This is a genomic window from Brevundimonas sp. (genome assembly GCF_035935935.1).
In the GTDB taxonomy this organism is placed as follows: Bacteria; Pseudomonadota; Alphaproteobacteria; order Caulobacterales; family Caulobacteraceae; genus Brevundimonas.
The window spans coordinates 184238-202534 of sequence record NZ_DASYWO010000005.1 but is presented as its reverse complement, the minus strand read 5'-3'; the positions used below and the strand labels follow the sequence as shown (position 1 = coordinate 202534).

19 protein-coding genes are annotated in these 18297 nt (G+C 70.4%); 5 read left to right on the top strand and 14 right to left on the bottom strand.

Annotation, left to right across the window (positions count from 1 at the left end; all coding sequences use genetic code 11):
* Positions 1 to 129: 129 nt before the first annotated feature.
* A complete protein-coding gene (locus VGR32_RS05755) occupies positions 130 to 2991 on the top strand; it encodes a PAS domain S-box protein (RefSeq protein WP_327448984.1) in 2862 nt (953 codons plus the stop codon).
* Between the two features lie 7 nt (positions 2992 to 2998).
* On the opposite strand, the gene VGR32_RS05750 is transcribed toward VGR32_RS05755, so the two are convergent.
* Together VGR32_RS05750 and VGR32_RS05745 are read right to left on the bottom strand one after the other, a co-directional pair.
* Entirely contained in the window at positions 2999 to 3346 is a 348-nt protein-coding gene (locus VGR32_RS05750; RefSeq protein ID WP_327448982.1) for a DUF6481 family protein, read from the bottom strand.
* Positions 3347 to 3465: 119 nt separating this feature from the next.
* On the bottom strand, positions 3466 to 3648 hold the full coding sequence (locus VGR32_RS05745; protein ID WP_327448980.1) for a hypothetical protein: 183 nt from the start codon (positions 3646 to 3648) through the stop codon (positions 3466 to 3468).
* Positions 3649 to 4097: 449 nt separating this feature from the next.
* Here VGR32_RS05745 and VGR32_RS05740 point away from each other — a divergent pair, with 449 nt between their 5' ends.
* Positions 4098 to 5201, top strand: a complete 1104-nt coding sequence (locus VGR32_RS05740; RefSeq protein WP_327448978.1) for a cell wall hydrolase — start codon at positions 4098 to 4100, stop codon at positions 5199 to 5201.
* On the opposite strand, the gene VGR32_RS05735 is transcribed toward VGR32_RS05740, so the two are convergent.
* The 7 genes from VGR32_RS05735 to VGR32_RS05705 form a co-directional block, all read right to left on the bottom strand.
* Positions 5202 to 5432, bottom strand: a complete 231-nt coding sequence (locus tag VGR32_RS05735) for a hypothetical protein (protein WP_327448976.1) — start codon at positions 5430 to 5432, stop codon at positions 5202 to 5204.
* A gap of 2 nt (positions 5433 to 5434) precedes the next feature.
* On the bottom strand, positions 5435 to 5611 hold the full coding sequence (locus VGR32_RS05730; protein WP_327448974.1) for a hypothetical protein: 177 nt from the start codon (positions 5609 to 5611) through the stop codon (positions 5435 to 5437).
* 53 nt (positions 5612 to 5664) lie between these two features.
* Positions 5665 to 6525 (bottom strand): carboxylating nicotinate-nucleotide diphosphorylase, encoded by an 861-nt coding sequence (gene nadC / locus VGR32_RS05725; protein ID WP_327448972.1) that lies wholly within the window; start codon positions 6523 to 6525, stop codon positions 5665 to 5667.
* A complete protein-coding gene (locus VGR32_RS05720; RefSeq protein ID WP_327448970.1) occupies positions 6522 to 8030 on the bottom strand; it encodes an L-aspartate oxidase in 1509 nt (502 codons plus the stop codon). The genes nadC and VGR32_RS05720 overlap by 4 nt, the downstream gene beginning before the upstream one ends.
* A complete protein-coding gene (locus tag VGR32_RS05715; RefSeq protein ID WP_327448968.1) occupies positions 8027 to 8863 on the bottom strand; it encodes a metalloprotease in 837 nt (278 codons plus the stop codon). Before VGR32_RS05715 ends, VGR32_RS05720 begins: the two co-directional genes overlap by 4 nt.
* Positions 8864 to 8972: 109 nt before the next feature.
* Complete coding sequence (gene nadA / locus VGR32_RS05710) at positions 8973 to 10052, bottom strand: quinolinate synthase NadA (RefSeq protein WP_327448966.1); 1080 nt, start codon at positions 10050 to 10052, stop codon at positions 8973 to 8975.
* A gap of 137 nt (positions 10053 to 10189) precedes the next feature.
* On the bottom strand, positions 10190 to 10825 hold the full coding sequence (locus tag VGR32_RS05705; RefSeq protein ID WP_327448964.1) for a DUF2799 domain-containing protein: 636 nt from the start codon (positions 10823 to 10825) through the stop codon (positions 10190 to 10192).
* 76 nt (positions 10826 to 10901) lie between these two features.
* Here VGR32_RS05705 and VGR32_RS05700 point away from each other — a divergent pair, with 76 nt between their 5' ends.
* From VGR32_RS05700 to rpoH, 3 genes are all read left to right on the top strand, one after another.
* Positions 10902 to 11927: an RluA family pseudouridine synthase gene (locus VGR32_RS05700; RefSeq protein ID WP_414642894.1), complete on the top strand. Its 1026-nt coding sequence runs from the start codon at positions 10902 to 10904 to the stop codon at positions 11925 to 11927.
* 3 nt (positions 11928 to 11930) lie between these two features.
* The gene (locus tag VGR32_RS05695; RefSeq protein WP_327448962.1) at positions 11931 to 12209 is read left to right on the top strand and encodes a GNAT family N-acetyltransferase; all 279 of its coding nucleotides are present in this window, start codon (positions 11931 to 11933) and stop codon (positions 12207 to 12209) included.
* A gap of 202 nt (positions 12210 to 12411) precedes the next feature.
* Entirely contained in the window at positions 12412 to 13296 is an 885-nt protein-coding gene (rpoH, locus tag VGR32_RS05690) for an RNA polymerase sigma factor RpoH (RefSeq protein WP_327448960.1), read from the top strand.
* Positions 13297 to 13347: 51 nt separating this feature from the next.
* Here rpoH and VGR32_RS05685 read toward each other — a convergent pair whose 3' ends face one another.
* From VGR32_RS05685 to VGR32_RS05665, 5 genes are all read right to left on the bottom strand, one after another.
* Positions 13348 to 14160 carry a response regulator gene (locus tag VGR32_RS05685; protein WP_327448958.1) on the bottom strand — a complete coding sequence of 271 codons (813 nt, stop codon included), beginning with the start codon at positions 14158 to 14160 and terminating at the stop codon, positions 13348 to 13350.
* Positions 14161 to 14241: 81 nt separating this feature from the next.
* Positions 14242 to 15537, bottom strand: coding sequence for an adenylosuccinate synthase (locus tag VGR32_RS05680; RefSeq protein ID WP_327448956.1), 1296 nt, complete (start codon positions 15535 to 15537; stop codon positions 14242 to 14244).
* A gap of 70 nt (positions 15538 to 15607) precedes the next feature.
* The gene (locus VGR32_RS05675; protein ID WP_327448954.1) at positions 15608 to 16759 is read right to left on the bottom strand and encodes a phosphoserine transaminase; all 1152 of its coding nucleotides are present in this window, start codon (positions 16757 to 16759) and stop codon (positions 15608 to 15610) included.
* Between the two features lie 7 nt (positions 16760 to 16766).
* The gene (locus tag VGR32_RS05670; protein ID WP_327448952.1) at positions 16767 to 17660 is read right to left on the bottom strand and encodes a DnaJ C-terminal domain-containing protein; all 894 of its coding nucleotides are present in this window, start codon (positions 17658 to 17660) and stop codon (positions 16767 to 16769) included.
* Between the two features lie 52 nt (positions 17661 to 17712).
* Positions 17713 to 18180: a hypothetical protein gene (locus tag VGR32_RS05665; RefSeq protein ID WP_327448950.1), complete on the bottom strand. Its 468-nt coding sequence runs from the start codon at positions 18178 to 18180 to the stop codon at positions 17713 to 17715.
* Between the last annotated feature and the right edge of the window lie 117 nt (positions 18181 to 18297).

Sequence of the window (18297 nt, the reverse complement as noted above, 5' to 3'; positions counted from 1 at the left end):
CGCGCGCCAAGGGCGCCGGCCATGTCCCGAGGCGGCGGAACGCGCGAAGTCGAAAAGTGTTGTCGGGAGTCGCGCCATGTCGCAGCGTCGGGGGGCATGTTGGGGGCATCGAGCATCAAGCGACGGCTGATGGGGCCAGGCGAGGCCCTGAGCGCGCTCGCGCGTTTCGAGCCCGGCGGGTGGGCCGCCCGCGCGCTCGTCGGCGTCGGCTTCGCCCTCGCCGTGCTGCTGGTCAGATGGGCGGCCGCAGCTCTGTACGCCGACGTCACCGGCTTCATGATCCTGCTGCCCGGCGTGATCCTGGCGGCGCTCGCCGCCGGCCGCATCGCCGGGGTCGTGGCGACGGCGGGCGCTCTCGGCGGGGGCTGGCTGCTGGTCGGCGCGACCGGCGCGGCCCTGTTCGACGACCGCAGCGACTGGGTCGCGACCGTGAACTTCGTGATCGTCGGCCTGTTCTGCACCTGGGTCGCGTCCTCGCTGCGCGACGAGGTCGCCGGCCGTGCGAGGACGCAGGCCCTGCTCGACGAGGGGGAACGTCGCTTCCACCTGATGGCCGATACGGCCCCGGCGCCGGTGTGGGTGACCAACCCGGACGCGGAGGTCGAGTTCGTCAACAAGGCGCTGGTCGAGTTCTACGGTCGCCCGGCGGAGGAGATCCTGGGCTCGGTGTGGCGGGCGACGGTGCATCCGGACGATCGGGAGGCCGTGGCCGCGATCATGGCCGAGGCCCGCCCAGCCCGACGTCCCTACACCTTCGATGCGCGCTTCAGCCGCGCCGACGGCACGTGGCGATGGATGCGGGTGGCCGTGAAGCCGCGCTTCGACGGCGACGGCGGCTTCATGGGCTACATCGGCATGTCCTTCGACCTGACCGAGACGCGCGAGGCGCTCGACCATCTGGCCGAACTGGAACGGCGCCAGTCGCTGCTGCTGTCACTGGGCGACAGGCTGCGGGATCTCGACGAACCGGACGCGGTGATGCTGGAGGCCGCAAGGACGCTGGGCGAGGCTCTGGCTGCGCAGCGGGTCGGCTACGGCGAAATCGACGCGGCTGGCGAGACCATTCTCGTCCGCCGTGCCTGGGCGCTGCCGGGCACGCACAATCCGGAAGGCCCGTGGTCGCTGACGACCAGCGTGGGACCCGCCGGCGCCGACGAACTGCGCGCCGGCCGGACGCTGCGGCTGATCGATCCGGCCTCGCACGTCGACGACCCGGCGACGGCCGCAGACTACCGCGCGCACGACAGCGGGGCGCTGATCGCCGCGCCGGTGATGCGGGGCGGACGGCTGGATGCCGTCCTCTATGCCGTACGGGCGGAAGCCCGGGCGTGGACCGAGGACGAGGCGGCGCTGGTCGAGGAGGTCGCGGCGCGCGCCTTCGCCGAAGTCGAGCGCACCCGCGCCGAGCTTGAGATGCGCGAGAGCGAGCACCGCTTCCGCTCGGTGGCCGACACCGCGCCCGTGCTCATCTGGGTCACGAACGCCGATCGCAGCCGCGCCTTCGTCAACCAGGCCTACGTCGCCTTCCATGGCGGCTCCTACGAGGACGCGCGCACGGCCGACTGGCGCGCCGCGCTTCACCCCGAAGATCACGAGCGCATTGGCCGGGAATCGCTGGCGGGCGAGGCGACCGGCAAGCCTTTCTCGCTGGAGGGCCGCTATCGCCGGCACGACGGCGAGTGGCGCTGGCTGAAATCCTTCTCCAGGCCGAGGCTCGGGATGGGCGGCGACGTCGTGGGATTCGTCGGGGTCGCCTTCGACGTCACCGAGGCCAAGCGTGCCCAGGTCGATCTGACCCGCGTCAACGAGTTGCTGGAAGAACGCGTCGGCGAGGCCTTGGCGGAAAAGGCGAAGGCCGAGGCCGACCTGATGCATGCCCAGCGGATGGAGGCTGTGGGCCGCCTCACCGGAGGCGTGGCCCACGACTTCAACAACCTGCTGACCGTCGTCATCGGCGCTCTGGACATGATGCTGCGCGCGCCGGACGACGCCGCCAGGCAGAAGCGTCTCGGCGAGGCGGCGCTGGCCGCGGCCCGCAGGGGCGAGCGCCTCACGCATCAGTTGCTGGCCTTCTCACGACGGCAGACGCTGCGGCCCGAACCTACCGACCTCAACGCCCTGATCATGGAGGGCGAGCCGCTGCTGCGTCGCGCGGTCGGGGAAGCGGTGACGCTGGACCTCAGGCTTTCGGACCGGCCGGTCTGGGTGGACGTCGATCCGGCGCAGTTCGAGGCGGCCCTGCTGAATCTGGTGGTCAACGCCCGTGACGCGGTCGACGAGGGCGGGCGCGTGATCGTGGAGACGCGCCTGCGAAGGCTGAAGCCGGGACAGATCGCGGAGCTTCCGGGCGGCGACCACGTGTGCATTTCGGTGTCCGACGACGGGGCCGGCATCGATCCGGACGTGCTGCCCCGCATTTTCGAGCCCTTCTTCACGACCAAGTCCGTCGGCAAGGGCACCGGGCTGGGTCTGAGCCAGGTCTATGGTTTCAGTCGTCAGAGCGGCGGCGGGCTTCAGGTGACGTCCGAGCCCGGCAAGGGGGCCTCGATCCGGATGTTCCTGCCCGCGTTGCGGCGCACGCGACCGGAAGCGCTGGACACGACGCCGGCGCCCGAACGGGCGGCCCTGCCCGGGCGGCGGCTGTTGCTGGTCGAAGACGACCCGGACGTGGCCGCAGTCGCGGCCGAGATGATCGGAAGCCTCGGTTTTTCCGTGAGGACGGCAGAAGACGCCGCCGGCGCGCTGTCCGTGCTGGCGGACGCCGAGTTCGACGTCATGCTGACGGACGTGGTGATGCCCGGCGGCATGTCCGGCGTGGAGTTGGCGCAGGAGGCGACGCTTCGCCATCCCGACATGTCCGTCGTGCTCGCTTCGGGTTACGCCGGGGACGACATGGACCGGCGCATGGCCGACGCGCCCTGGCCCTTCCTGCGGAAGCCCTATTCGCGGGAGACGCTGGCGGAGGTGCTGACCGCCGACACGGCAGTCTGACGCGCCGTCAGCGCTTCATCTTCTTTTCAGCGCGACGCTGGCGCTGTTCGGCCTTGATGGCGGCCTTGCGTTCGCGGCGCTCGTTGCGGCGAGCCTCTTCCTGGGCCTCGACCGACATCACCTTGGCGGCCTCGGCGGCCGCCTTCTGCTGTTCCTTGGCCTGCTGAGCCTCCGCCTTTTCCGCGGCGCGCTGGGCGCGCAGGGCTTCCCGCTCGGCCTCGCGCTGCTTTTGCAGCGCCTGCGGATCCTCGGCCTGCACGGTCGGCTTGGGCTTGAAGCGCGCCAGCATGGCCTTTTTGGCCTCTGCCTGTGCGGTCAGTCGATCGGCGAAGCCGGTTTGCTTGAGGTCTCTCATTCCATCCAGTCGGGTCGGGAGCGTCACGGGCGGCCGAACGGCCTCGCCCGGCAGGGCGGCTAAAGAACTCGCGCGCGGAAATCAAGCGGCGGGGGCCGTTTCCGGCCCCCGCCCGGGGCTCAGTCGTTCTTGGCGGCCTGGCCGACGGCGGTGCCGGCGGCGGCGCCCGCGGCGGCGCCGACCGGTCCGGCGACGACGGCGCCGGCCACCGCGCCGGTGGCGGCGCGCTGTTCGATGGTCTGACCGCAGGCAGCCAGACCGGCGGCGGCGATGCAGAAGGTGAGGGCGATGGCGGTGCGCATGGGGGGTCTCCTGAAGGGGGGAACGGCGGAAAAACGCCCCTCAGGCTGAGCCGTTCCGTTTCCGCGACGACGGCCGTGAGGTCGTCAGCACAAGGAACGATCCACAGCCTTCGTGATGTCTGAAGCGTCCCATCGCCAACAGACATGCAGGCACGGATGCCGAAGAGATGATCTTCTAAGCAGAACATCCCATTTACTGATCAGTATATCGCGACCGTCACTGAAGATGACTGCCCGCTCGCCGACCGAAAACACATCCGGCGCACGGCTTTTGTCGCACCTTGCGAATCGACCACATTGACGACACATTCCGACGTATAAGGCGCGTCCTCCGGATCGTCGGCCGTTCGCCGAACGCCGGATGCTGCGGGCCCGCTGTGCAGACCACGGACGGGCCCGAAGACTGCTTAGGGGGCGGCATTGCGCCCTGCGGACCAGGCGTTGAGTGCGTGTCGATTTCCCGTGAGCCGAGGCCGGCGTCGGACCTGTCCGATCGCCTGAAGCTCAAGCCCGCCGCCGTGGCGGCCGTGTTCGGCGCAGTCGTCGGCGCGACGGTGGGCGTGGCCTACCTTGGCGGCACGATGGCGAAGGCCACGACGGTGCGCATGCAGGCGCTCAAGCTGGACGCCGTGGCCGCCGCGGGCTTCACGGACGAGGCCATGGCCGCCGCCGCCGGCGGGCTGGACGCCAGCGCCCTCGCCATCGCGCGCCGCCACGATCCCTATACCGTCGCCGGCTCGACCCGTCGCGACCGCCAGTCCGAGCTCATCGCGGCGCGACTGGACGCGCTTCCTCGCGCTGGCTCCGCTTTGCGCCAGCCCCAGCTGGGCGGTCTGCACCCCGCCGCCTCGCCCTTCCGACTGGCCAACGCGCTGGACGCCAGCCGCGATCTCGAGTGCCTGACCCAGGCCGTCTATTATGAAGCGCGGGGCGAAGGTCGGGACGGCATGCGCGCCGTGGCCCAGGTCGTGGTCAACCGCGCTCGTCACGCCGCCTTCCCCAAGACGATCTGCGGCGTGGTGTTCCAGGGGGCCGGTCGCCGCACCGGGTGCCAGTTCAGCTTCACCTGTGACGGATCCATGCGCGGACGCGTGGACCGGGGGGCCTGGAACCGCGCGCGGTCGGTCGCGACCGAAGCCCTGTCGGGCCGCGTCTACGCCCCCGTCGGCACCGCCACCCATTTCCACACGACCGCCGTCTCGCCGGGTTGGCGCGGGTCGCTGGTGCGGGTCGGTCAGGTCGGCGACCACGTGTTCTATCGCTTCGGCGGCGGCCGCGGCGCACCGCGCACCTTCGCCTATGAGCCTCGCCCCTCCACGCAGATGCAGGAACAGCCGCGCCTGATCCAGGCCGGCATCGATCCGATCACGCCGATCCGGGAAGCCGGAGGCATCGCCTACGACGCCCTGGTCCAGCGCGACGCTCCGGCGCGCGACGGAGCGGAGGCCGCCCCGGCCCAGCCGGTCGCCAGGCCCGCAACTCCCGCAGCCGCGCCGGTGCCGGCGCCGACGCCGCCGACCACGGCCGCCGCGCCCGGGCCGACCGACGCCTGATCAGGCGTCCCGATCGCCCTTCGACGAGCGATGATCGTCGTCGTGCGAATGCTTGAGGTCGCGTTCGCCGCCTCCGCCTGAAACCTTGCTGTTGCGGGGGTTCGTCGGACCGTCGCCGCGCGGATCGACGAACTCCGGCGGGTCGCGGTCGGCGTTTTGATGGCTGGAACCGGGGCCGCCCCAGCGCTTCTCATCCACAGGCTCGGGCGTGTGCTGGTTGTTGTCGCCCATGTTCAGCGGTCCTGCGTCTTGTGCTGCGGCGTCAGGTTCTGCTTCGCGTTTCCGAACCGGCCCTGCTGATCCAGATTCACATCGGCGTCGCCGGGTTGTCCCGACTGCACGCCGGTCGCCACATCGCGCCGATCGTTCGCCGCGCGCTGATCCTGCGGAATGGGGGGCGCCTTGCTCATGGAGGTCTCCTTCTGTCTCCGAAGGTAACCGCCGGCAGCGCGCGCCGTTCCCCTCAGAAAACGTCCAGCCCGACGTCCAGCGCGGGCGCGGAGTGGGTCAGCGCGCCGACGGAGATGACGTCCACGCCCGTGTCCGCGATCGCCCGGACGGTGTCCAGTGCGACGCCCCCGGACGCCTCGAGCACCACGCGTCCGGCCGTCTCGGCGACGGCCGTCGTCAGGTCCTCAAGGGAAAAATTGTCCAGCATCACCACGTCCGGACCGCCGCCGGCGTCGCACAGCGCCAGCACCGCCCGCAGCTGGTTCAGGCGGTCGACCTCGACCTCGATCTTCATCAGATGGCCGGCGTGCTCGCGCGCGCGCCTCACGGCCTCCGCCGCATCGCCGCCGCAGAGGGCCACGTGGTTGTCCTTGATCAGGATGGCGTCATCCAGACCGAACCGGTGATTCAGACCGCCGCCCAGCGCCACGGCCCGCTTCTCCAGCGCCCTCAGGCCGGGAGTGGTCTTGCGGGTGTCGGCGATGCGCGCGCGGGCGCCGGACACGGCGTCGACGTAGGCCCGCGTCAGGGTGGCGATCCCGCACAGCCGCCCGATCAGGTTGAGCGCCGTCCGCTCGGCGGCCAGAACGGCGCGCGCGTCGGCGTCGACGCGAACGAGCGTCGCCCCCGCGTCGAAGGCGTCGCCGTCGCGCACCACCTGTTCGACGACCGCATCCGGATCGAGGGCGCGCACGGCGAGGCGTGCCGCCCCCAGGCCGGCCGCCACGCCCGCCTTGCGGGCGGCTAACACAGCCGTCATCCGGGCGCCCGCCGGCACGCAGGCCTGCGCCGTCACGTCTCCCGCGCGTCCCAAGTCCTCGGCCAGCGCCAGCCGAACCACCGCCTGAAGCGCGTCGTCGTGAAATCCGGTCATGCGGCGGCCTTCGTCGTGGCGCCGGAGCGTCCGGCGATGCGCGTGTGGGCGGCCGCTTCAAGTGTCGCCGGAAAATCCTCGCGGAAATGGGCGCCGCGGCTTTCACGCCGGGCCAAGGCCGCCTCGACCATCAGGCGTGCGGTGACCAGCGGCAGGGCTGCTCCTTCGACGCGCTGAAGGTCCTCGATCGTCCTGAGCGTCGCTTCCAGGCCCCCGCCGTTCCGCACGACGCCCATGCCGGCGCTCATGGCTCGGCGAAGGTCCGCGAGCCTCGCGGAACTTAGCTCCGGAGGAAGGTTCGGGATGACGGACTGCCTCGTTCGTAGGCCGGCTTCGCCCGCCGCAGCACGCCCGGTCCGCCGGCCGAAGGCCGCGGCTTCCAAAAGACTGTTGGACGCCAGCCGGTTCGCGCCGTGAACGCCCGTCGCCGCACACTCTCCGACGGCGAACAACCCGTCCACGGTGGTGCGCCCCTCGGCGTCGGCGGCGATGCCTCCCATGTGATAATGGGCCGCCGGCGCGACCGGGATCGGGACCTCCCGCGGGTCTAGCCCCGCCTCCCTGCAGGCGGCGAAGACGGCGGGGAAGGCTTGCGGAAAATGTGCGCCGATCGCGCGCCGCGCGTCCAGATAGGCGCCGTCGCCGCGCGCCCGGGCCCGATGCACGGCGCGCGCCACGACGTCTCGCGGCTGGAGGTCGGCGTCCGGAGCCTCGCCCAGCAAGGGCTTCCCCCGGCCGTCGATCAGACGCGCGCCGTCGCCGCGCAGGGCCTCGGTCGCCAGGGGCATGGGATCCCGTCCGACGTCGATCGCCGTAGGGTGAAACTGCACGAACTCGGGGTCGAGGATGTCGGCGCCCACAGCCCATGCCATGGCGACAGCCTCGCCCCTGAGCGCGGCCGGTGCGGTCGTCTCGGCGAACAGCCCCCCAGCGCCGCCGGTCGCCAGAACGACGCACGAGGCCGTGACCACGACGGGTTCCGGCCCCCGCATGACGACGGCTCCGGTCACGCCCGCGTCGTCCCGCACCAATGCGATCAGCCGCGCGTCCTCCCAGATCGTCAGGTGCGAGACGCGACGGGCTGCGGCCGCCAGGGCGGAGAGGATCGCCCGCCCGGCCCCGTCGCCCCCGACCCGGGCGACGCGGGCGCGGGAATGGGCGGCTTCCAGGCTGACGGCGAACCGGTCGCCGTCCCGGTCGAAGGGCGCGCCAAGTCGCGCCAGCCAGTCGACCGTCGCGGGACCGTCGCCAGTGAGATGACCCGCGACCGTCGCGTCGACGAGGCCGACGCCGGCGGCCACGGTGTCCAGGGCATGCAGGGCCGGCGCGTCTCCCGGTCCTACGGCGGCCGCGACTCCGCCCTGCGCCCACGCGGACGCGCAGGCGTCCAGCAGCGGACCGGGCGAAATCAGCAGCGTCGGCCGCGGCGCCGTTTCCAGCGCGGCGGACAGGCCGGCCAGGCCCGCGCCGATGATCAGCGGCCCGTCGTGAATGACGCGATTCACTCGACGACGCCCAGGAAGCGGCCGCCCTGACTGAGCCCGGCCGCCACGCCGCCCTCGCCCAGCGGCATCAGCGCCGCCACGCCGACCGCCACGCACGCCGCCGCCGTCGCTGCGAACAACAGCGTGCTCATCCCGGCCTCGCGCCACGTCAGCGGCCGGCCATAGGGGCGCCATTTGCCGCGCCGCAGGTGGCCGATCAGGGCTATGCCCAGAAACGCCGCAAACAGGTAGCTGCCGTTGGAAACGCCCCACCAGACGACGGCGGCGCCGGTGGCCAGCAGCGCCGCCCACTCCAGCATGGGGTGGATGCGCGCCAGCACCGGTCCCAGCGCCTTGGACCCGTCCAGCGGCGGCGCCGGGGCCAGATTGATCAGGTTGATCATGGCGATGGCGAAGGCGCCCATCAGCCACGCCGGGCCGCCGGTGATCTGCCACAGGCCGAAGAAGGGAGCCGCCGCCAGCAGGCCGAAGGCCGGTCCCGCCAGAGACACCAGGACCCCGTCCCATTCGCTCTTCGGATTCCGCTGCGCCTTCGCCAGCCCGCCGAGGAAGGGGATGATGTAGATCTTGGCCGGGCCCATGCCGAGCCGGTTCATCGCCAGCACGTGCCCGTACTCATGGACCAGCAGGCCGAAGATCAGGGCGACCACGATCACCCAGCTGCCGGTCCACCACCAGATCAGCCCGGCCAGCAGCAGCGTCGAGACGACGGCCCACGGCAGGCTCTGCCCCTTGTCGAGCTCGGGTCGGCGGTCATCGGCGGGAACGGCCGGCGACGCCGCGGCGTCCGGCTTGGGATCCCAGGGTCCGGGTCGGCGAGGCGCGTCGGTCATCGACGGGACTTGGCCTCGCGGCCGCGCAACAGCAAGGCCGCGAGCATGAGAAGGCGCAGGGTGCGGGCATCCACCGCGGCGACGGCGCGCACGGGCGGTACGTAGTGCATCAGATCAGCTCCACCGCCACATGGTGACGGGCCTTGACCATGTCGTATCGCGCCGGAACCGCAGGCGTCGGAAGATCGACCATGCGCTGGACCGCCAGCCGCGCCCGCTCGGCCACGGCATCCGGCACCGTCACCTCGAACTGCATGTGAAGCAGGGCGTCGCGGACGTTCTCCAGCGTGATCCGCTTCATGTGCGGGCAGAGGTTGCACGGACCGATGAACTGGGTGCCCGGCGCTTCCGCAGCGATGTTCGACGCCATCGAACACTCGGTGATCAGCACCACCTGCTTCGGCTTCCGCGCCGTGATGTAGTCCGCCATGGCGCCCGTCGAACCGGCGAAGTCCGCGACGGCGAGAACCTCTTCCGGGCATTCGGGATGGGCCAGGATGTCCGCGTCTGGCCAGGCCTCGCGCATGTCCGCGATGTCCTGCGCCGTGAAGCGCTCGTGCACTTCGCATCGACCCTTCCAGGCGATGATCCCGATCTGCGTCTGCGCCGCCACGTTGCGCGCCAGGAACTCGTCCGGGATCAGGATGACCCGGTCGACGCCCCATTCCCTTGCCGCCCATTCGACCACCTGCACGGCGTTGGCGCTGGTGCAGCAGATGTCGGTCTCGGCCTTCACGTCAGCCGTGGTGTTCACATAGGTGACGACCGGCAGGCCCGGATGGCGCTGCTTGATCAGGCGCACGTCCGCGCCGGTTATCGACGACGCCAGGCTGCACCCGGCCAGCGGATCGGGGATCAGGACCGTCTTGTCCGGCGACAGGATCTTCGACGTTTCCGCCATGAAGTGCACGCCGGCCTGGACGATCACCTTGGCCTTCGACTTCGCCGCCTCCTTCGCCAGCCCCAGGCTGTCTCCGACGTAGTCGCCGACGCCATGGAAAACGTCGGGCGTCATGTAGTTGTGGGCCAGCACGACCGCGTCACGCTGCCGCTTCAGCCGATTGATCTCCGCGATCAGTTCGGCCTTCGCCGGCCACTCCAGCGGCGTGATGTGATCTTTCACCTTGGCCCAGACGCGCGCGGTCTCCCGCGCGGTCTCCGCCGACGTTCCGAACGCGCCATCCGCCATCTCACACCCCTTTTGCTCCGTCGGAGCATATTAGAAGGGTCAATGAACGGCGGCCCGCCTCGCGGTCGACCACCGACTTATGCTCACTAGCAGCATAAGTGCGTGCAATCTAGGCCCGTTCCGGGGAAATGCAAGGCTCAGAAGGCGTGGAGCGACCCCAGCCGCCAGCGCACGTCCTGCAGCTCGCGCTCCGCCCAGCGCAGGTCGTCTTCCGCGCGACGCCACTCAGCGATCATCCCTTCCCGCTCGTCCCGAAGCTCGTCGATGCGGTCACAGGCTCGCTGGCGCTCCGCCTCCGCCAGGTTCTCGTCCCGGCACTCCCGGCGTTTTGCGGCGATCTTGTCGTCCAGTTCCGCGGCTCGCGAAGCGGAGGACGACACGCGCGACGCCGCGTCCGACACGGCCCGTTCGGCGGCGCCGAGCACCTGACCGTCGCGATAGGCCGACAGGAACGGCGCTTCGACAGAGGCAGGGCACACGCCTTCGTAGCTGGATCCCTGGCGGCCGACCTGAAAGCCGTTGGCCGGCACGCAGTAGCTGCGCAGCCCCCCTTCACGGGCGGCGAAGTAGACCGCTTCGTCCGGCACGACGCCCACCTTGGCGCAGGCCTCGGCGTGAGACTGCAGGCGGCCCTCGCCATGGCCGGCGCGGCCGTCGGCCAGCCCGACCTCGCCCCACGCCCCGGCCAGACACTGATCCTGGCTCATGGTCGCGCAGCTGCCGAGCGACAGAGCCAGAACGGCTACGCCAAGTCCGATCGCGAGCGTTCGCATGGTCCCTCCCCCGAGTGCGTCGCCACTATGGCGCGCCGCGAAAGAACGGCCAAGGCGGCGCGCGACGCGGCGACGCATGCTATGCTTCAGCGTGAGCGAGGACGATTTTCACGACGACGGCGACGTTCCGGGCGCAGAGGTACTGGAAACGACGCTTAGGGGCGATGAGGGCCGCCTGGACCGCGCCCTGGCCCTGGCGCTGCCGCAACTCTCGCGCGCCCGCATTCAGACCCTGATCGCCGACGGCGCCGTCCGGCGCGAAGGCGTCGTGCTCACGGATGCCTCTGGCAAGGCGCGAAGCGGGACGCACCGCATCTCGCTGCCCCCGCCGGCTCGCGCGACGCCGCTGCCTGAGGACCTGCCGCTCACCGTCCTGTTCGAAGACGACCACCTCATCGTCGTCGACAAGCCCGCCGGCATGGCCGCCCATCCCGCGCCGGGGTCTGAAACGGGCACCCTCGTGAACGCCCTTCTGGCCCATTGCGGCGCTTCGCTGTCCGGCATCGGCGGCGTCGCCCGGCCCGGGATCGTCCATCGTCTGGACAAGGACACGTCGGGCGTCATGGTCGCCGCCAAGTCCGATCGTGCCCATGCGGGTCTTTCGGCCCTGTTCTCGACCCACGACATCGAGAGGTCGTACGTGGCCCTGACGCGCAGCGTGCCCGACCCCGCGCGGGGCCGCATCCAGACCCTGATCGGGCGTTCGACCTCCGACCGCAAGAAGATGGCCGTGCTGCGCGTCGGCGGCCGCGAGGCGATCACGGACTATCTGGTCCAGCGGACCTTCGGAGCGCCCAGGAAGGCCGGAGCGGCGCCAATGGCCGCCCGCGTCCTCTGCACGCTCCACACCGGCCGCACCCATCAGATCCGCGTGCATCTGGCGTCGAAGGGCGCGCCGATCCTCGGCGATCCGACCTACGGTTCAGGCAGCCCCGCCGCTCCCGTCCGCGACGCCATCGCCGCCGCCGGCCTCGCCCGTCAGGCCCTGCACGCCGCCGTGCTGGGCTTCGTCCATCCCGTCACCGGCGAACCCCTGCGCTTCGAGACCGTTCTTCCAGCCGACATGCGCGCCTTGGAAGCGGCGCTCGAAACGTTGGAGTGAACCATGGCCGAACTCGCCTTCGATCCCGTCGGGTCCCGCTACGTCCTGCCTCTGGACGACGGGGAGGAAGGTCAGGTCGACGTCCGCCTGTCGGAGGGCCTGCTGACCATCCGCCGGGTGTTCGTCCCCCCTTCCCATGAAGGCCAGGGCATCGCGGCGCAGATGATGAAGGCCGTCGCCCACGACGCGCGCGAAAAGGGTCACAAGGTCGTGCCCGTCTGCTCCTATGCGGATGTCTGGTTTCGCCGGAACAAGGACCAGCAGGATCTGCTGGCCGGCTGAGTGCGTCTTGATTCAGGACGGACAATCTGCTACACCGACGATCACAGTGGCGTCCGGGCCACGGTCGCGCTTCGGTGCGACGACGCGCCTCTTTCGCGGACCGAAACCCGGACCCATCTCATTCGCTGAGGGGTGAGGCGCCGGCGCGCATGGTGCGGCCGGAACCGAAGGACCCGCTCGATCGGTCGGAGGGACCACAAACATGGCCAACGCCACGCTCGCGGTGATGTCGCCTGAACAAGGGCTGTCGCGCTATCTCACGGAAATCCGCAAGTTTCCGATGCTCACCAAGGACGAGGAGTTCATGCTCGCCAAGCGGTGGAGCGAACACTCGGACCCTGAGGCGGCCCACAAGCTCGTCACCTCTCACCTGCGCCTCGTGGCCAAGATCGCCATGGGCTATCGCGGCTACGGCCTGCCGATCGGCGAGGTGATCTCCGAAGGCAACGTCGGCCTGATGCAGGCGGTCAAGAAGTTCGACCCGGACAAGGGTTTCCGCCTGGCCACCTACGCCATGTGGTGGATCCGCGCCTCGATCCAGGAATACATCCTGCGCAGCTGGTCGCTCGTGAAGATGGGCACCACCGCCGCGCAGAAGAAGCTGTTCTTCAACCTGCGCAAGGCCAAGAGCCAGATCTCGGCCTTCGAGGAAGGCGACCTGCATCCCGAGCATCTGTCTGCCATCGCCACCAAGCTGGGCGTGACCGAGCAGGAGGTCACCGACATGAACCGCCGTCTCGGCGGCGACGCCTCGCTGAACGCCCCGCTGCGCGCGGACGGCGAAAGTGAGTGGCAGGACTGGCTGGCGGACGACACGGCCGTCTCCCAGGAAACCCAGCTGGCCGACGACGAGGAGAAGTCGATCCGCATGAGCCTTCTGCAGGAGGCCATGGAAGAGCTGACGGACCGCGAAAAGCACATCCTGACCGAGCGCCGCCTCAAGGACGACCCGGTCACGCTCGAGGAACTCGCCGGCCAGTACGGCGTCAGCCGCGAGCGCGTCCGCCAGATCGAGGTCCGGGCCTTCGAGAAGCTGCAGAAGGCGATGCGCATGGCGGCTGAAGAGCGGAACCTGGTCGACGCCTGACGCCCTCAGGCAGCGAGCGACCGCGTCGCGAGCGTCAGGGCAAGGAAAGCCTCAGCCGGCCTTCTTCAGCGGCGTCCCCGCCGCCTGATGCATGGCCAGAAGTCCGCCGATCGGGGCCGACAGCGTCGCCTTGGTCGGCGGCCCGCCGGCCAGCGTAACTTCGAGTGCGCCCACCGCCACCACGAGCCGGCTGTCGGCGGCCTTGATGCCGATCGCCTTGAGCTGAACGGCCTGTTCTTTCACCGCGCGCGCCGCCTGGGTCGGGTCGGCGTCGAACTGGTCCAGCGCGGCGGCCAGGATGCGCATGGCCTGATCCTTCGCCTCGGCCAGCGCCGCCGCCGCGTCGCTCGGCTTGTCGGACTTGCGCTTGGCGGGCCCGGAGTATTCGCCGGAGTTGAACCGCCGACGGTCCGGCCCGACGTACATGACGCCTTCGACCCAGTTGCGGGGCTTCAGCACCACGTTCTCCACCCGCTTGATCAGATCGGCGCTGGTGAAGGGCTTGCGCAGAAACTCATGAACCCCGGCGTCCCGCGCGCCCTTGATCGACGTGGCGGTGGCTTCGGCCGTGACCATGATGATCGGCGCCCGCCGACAGGCGAGGTCTGACCGGCGTACGGCCCGTGCGAAGGCGTCGCCGTCGAGGTCCTGGCCGGTCGCCTCGGTGAAGATCAGGCCGGGATCCAGCCTTGCCGCGGCCTTCAGGCCCGCGTGCTCGTCCGCCTCGACCGCGATCTCGCGGGTGCCCAGCCCCTTCATGATGTCGGTGATCAGCCGGGCGGCATGAGCGTTCGGATCGACGAGCAGCACCCGCCGCACGACGGGCTCCAGCCGGGTCAGCAGGCGGCGATCGACGGCGAACACAGGCGACTCCACGGCACGTTGAACCCGCCACGCGTAGCGTCGCGTCCGTTAAGGCCCGTTGAACGCTGTGATTTTTTCAGATCAGCCCTGAAATGGATCCCGCATCAGGATGGTGTCGTCGCGCTCCGGGCTGGTGGACAGCAGCGCCACCGGCGCCCCGATCAGCTCCTCGATGCGTCTCACGTATTTGATGGCGTTGGCGTTGATGTCCTTGAAGCTGCGAACCCCGGCCGTGCTCTCGCTCCAGCCCTCCAGCTCCTCGAACACCGGCTCGGCGGCCGCCTGCGCCTTCAGGCTGGACGGCAGATGATCCAGCACCTCGCCGTTCACGCGATAGCCGACGCAGATCTTTAGCGTCTCCAGCCCGTCCAGCACATCCAGCTTGGTCAGGGCGATCCCGTCGATGCCGTTGATGGCGACCGACTGGCGCACCAGCACCGCGTCGAACCAGCCGCAGCGCCGCGCCCGTCCGGTGTTCACCCCGACCTCGCGCCCCACGGTCGCCAGATGCTCGCCCACGGCGTCGTTCAGCTCGCACGCGAACGGCCCCTCGCCCACCCGGGTGGTGTAGGCCTTCACGATCCCCAGCACGTAGCCGACGCCCTTCGGCCCTATGCCTGACCCCGCCGCCGCCTGACCCGCCACGGTGTTGCTGCTGGTCACATAGGGATAGGTGCCGTGGTCGACGTCGAGGAATGCGCCCTGCGCCCCTTCGAACAGCACCCGCTTTCCGGACTTCTGCGCCTGATCCAGCACCCGCCACGCCGGCTTCACATACGGCAGGATCTTCGGCGCGATCTCCAGCAACTGGCCCAGCAGCGCCTCCGGGTCGATCGGCTCCAGCCCCAGCCCGGCCCGCAGCGGATCGTGATGCGAGCGCAGACGATCGATCTTGACCTTCAGGTCGTCCGCTTCGGCCAGATCGCAGACCCGGATCGCCCGGCGCCCCACCTTGTCTTCATAGGCCGGACCGATGCCGCGTCCGGTGGTGCCGATCTTCGCGCCCGGTGCCTTCGCCGCCGCCTCGCGCGCGACGTCCAGCGCCGGATGGATGGGCAGGATCAGGCACGCATTGTCCGCGATGGTCAGGACGTCCGGCGTGATCGCCACGCCCTGCGCCGCGATCTTCTCGATCTCACCGACCAGATGCCAGGGATCGACCACCACGCCGTTGCCGATGATCGAGGGCTTGCCCTGCACCACGCCCGACGGCAGCAACGCCAGCTTGTAGACCTTGCCGTCGACGACCAGCGTATGGCCCGCATTGTGTCCGCCTTGGAACCGCACGACCATGTCGGCCCGGTTGGACAGCCAGTCGACGATCTTGCCCTTGCCCTCGTCGCCCCACTGGGCGCCGATCACCGCGACGTTCGCCAAGGATCACTCTCCGCTGCTTGCGGGCGGAGGCTATAACCGCGGAATCGCGTGATGTCGTCCGGGCGGCGGATTATTCCGCCAGCGCCTCGGCGAACGCCCAGTCCAGCCATGGGCCCAAGGCTTCGACGTCTGCGGCGTCGACGGTGCATCCGCACCAGACGCGCAGGCCCGGCGGCGCGTTGCGGTGCCCTTCCACGTCGAACGCGGCGCCCTCGGCTTCCAGCAGGGCTTTCATCCGCATGACCAGCGCCCGTTGAGCGACTTCGCCCAACGCCAGGAAGCGCGGATGGACGATCTTCATACAGACGCTGGTGGTCGACCGTTGCTCCGGCCGCTCGGCCAGCCAGTCGATCCAGTCGGTCCGCCCGACCCATGCCGCCAGCGCCGCGAAGTTGGCGTCCGTGCGCCGGATCAGTTCCGGCAGTCCACCGACCGACAGCCCCCACTGGACCCCGTCGATCCAGTCCTCCAGCGTCCAGACGCTGAAGGTGTTGATCATCGACCCCGCCGCCAGCGTCCGGTCGAAGCCTTCGGCATCGCGCAGCCGCAGCACCTTCGGCACCGGCCGCTCGGGCACGTACTGATCCAGTCGCGCCACCGCGCGGGGCCCCAGCGCCGTCACCCCCAGCCCCGCCTCGCCACCCAGCGCCTTCTGGAAACTGAAGGTGACGACGTCCAGCCTGTCCCACGGCAGGGGCATGGCGAACGCGGCCGACGTCGCGTCGCAGATAACCAGCCCTTTGCGGTCCGCGGCGATCCAGTCACCACCCGGCGCCTTCACGCCCGAGGTCGTGCCGTTCCAAGGAAACATCAGGTCGGCCTCAGGATCGACCTCCGCCACATCGGGAAACCGTCCCCATGCCGCCGTCAGGACCTCGGGCTCCAGCTTCAGCGCGTCCCGGACGTCCGTGGCCCAAACCTGGCCGAAATTCTCGAACGCCAGGACCTGCACGGGCCGCGGCCCCAGCAGGTTCCACAGCGCCTGCTCCACGGCCCCGGTGTCCGACCCCGGCGCATAGACCAGCGCCCAGTCGTCCGGGGCCTGCAGCAGCTCCCGCGTCAGCTTCAGCCCCTGCGCGAACCGCGCCACCACCTCCGGGGCCCGGATGCCGCGCCCGAGCAGTTCGGTGGATATCGCCTCGCGCGACCAGCCCGGCCGCTTGGCCGTCGGCCCTGACGAGAACCATGGCCGGGCGGGCTTGACGTTCGGCTTGCCGGCCATCCCGCCCTCAGTCCCGAAAGGGCTTGATCGGCCCCTCGTCCCGGACCTTCTCGGCCAGCTTGGTCAGGCGGTCGTCGCCCTCCGGCAGCACGATCATCAGCCGGGCCAGAAGGTCGCCGCGCTTGCCGTTCGCAAAGCCGCCCCTCCCCTTCAGACGCATCACCTTGCCGGAGCTCGAACCCGCCGGAATGGTCAGGCTGACCGTCCCCTCGGGCGTCCTGACCGGGACCTTGCCGCCGAGCACCGCGTCGTACAGCGACACCGGCTGATCCATGGTCAGGTCGGCGCCGTCCCGCGTGAACAGCGGGTGCTTGGCGATCTTCAGCTCGATCAGGGCGTCTCCCGCCGGTCCGCCGCGACCCGGCGCGCCCTGACCCTTGAGACGGATCACCTGCCCGTCGCCGGCGCCCCTGGGGATCGCCACATCCAGCATGCGCCCGTCTGAGAACTGTATCCGCCGCGTCGCTCCGGAAATGGAATCCTCCAGCGTGATTTCCAGCGTGGCCCGGACGTCCTGTCCTTTCGAGGCGAACCCGCGGCCGCCCCCGGCCCGCGCCCCGCCGCCGAACATGCCGCCGAAGATCTCCTCCAGATCGACGTCGTCGAAGGCGCCGCGCCCGCCGCCCTGACCGAACGGACTTCCGCCCGGCCGTCCGGAGAAGCCGCGGAACTGCTCGCGTCCGTCGGCGTCGATCTCGCCGCGGTCGAACTTCGCCTTCTTCTCGGCATCGCCCAGAATGTCGAAGGCCGCCGTCACGCGCTTGAACCGCTCCTCGGCCGCCTTGTCGTTCGGGTTGGAATCCGGATGCAGCTGCTTGGCCAGCTTGCGGTAGGCGGACTTGATCTCCGCCGCACTCGCCCCGCGCGCCACGCCCAGTTCCTTGTAGGGATCACCCGCCACGCGGTCGTCGCTCCTCGCTGCCAGAATCTCTCAGTTAGGGCAGGAACGCGGGTCACGCGAGAGGGGTCGTCGCCTCCAGGCCCCAACCCCAGAGATCGCCCCACTGGCTCACGGCCGCGCGGGCCCCTCCGATCCCCCCGGAAAAAAGTTCGGCGAGCAGGACGCCGCTCGCATCGATCCCGGCCGCCTCGACCTCGACGGCGCCGACCTCCAGGTCCCCGTCCAGCCACCGCACGCGGAACCGCATCGGGTCTGCGGCCGAGTCCGGCCCGTCCCAGCGATCCCCCTCCAGCCTCGATCGCGGCGTCCAGCTCAGGCGTCGGCCGCCGGCCGCGGTGATTTCGGCGACCAGATGCGCGGGCGCCCATGGCCGCCCGTGGACCCCCCGCACCGTCGCGGCCACCTCCGCCGTCAAAGGTCCTCCGGGGGCGCCCCCCGCCGACGCCGCGCGCCAGATGCGCTCCACGCCCCTTTCGGCCGCAGTGAAGTCGGCCCGCATGAGCTCATCGAGGACGACCACCAGCGCGCCCGCGTCGGCCGGCGCCGCAACCGTGCCTTGCTGTCAGCGCCGCCAGACAGCGGTCGATCTCACGAGTCAGCGCCGCCAGGACCGCCTCCGCCCTCGCATCCGCCTCAT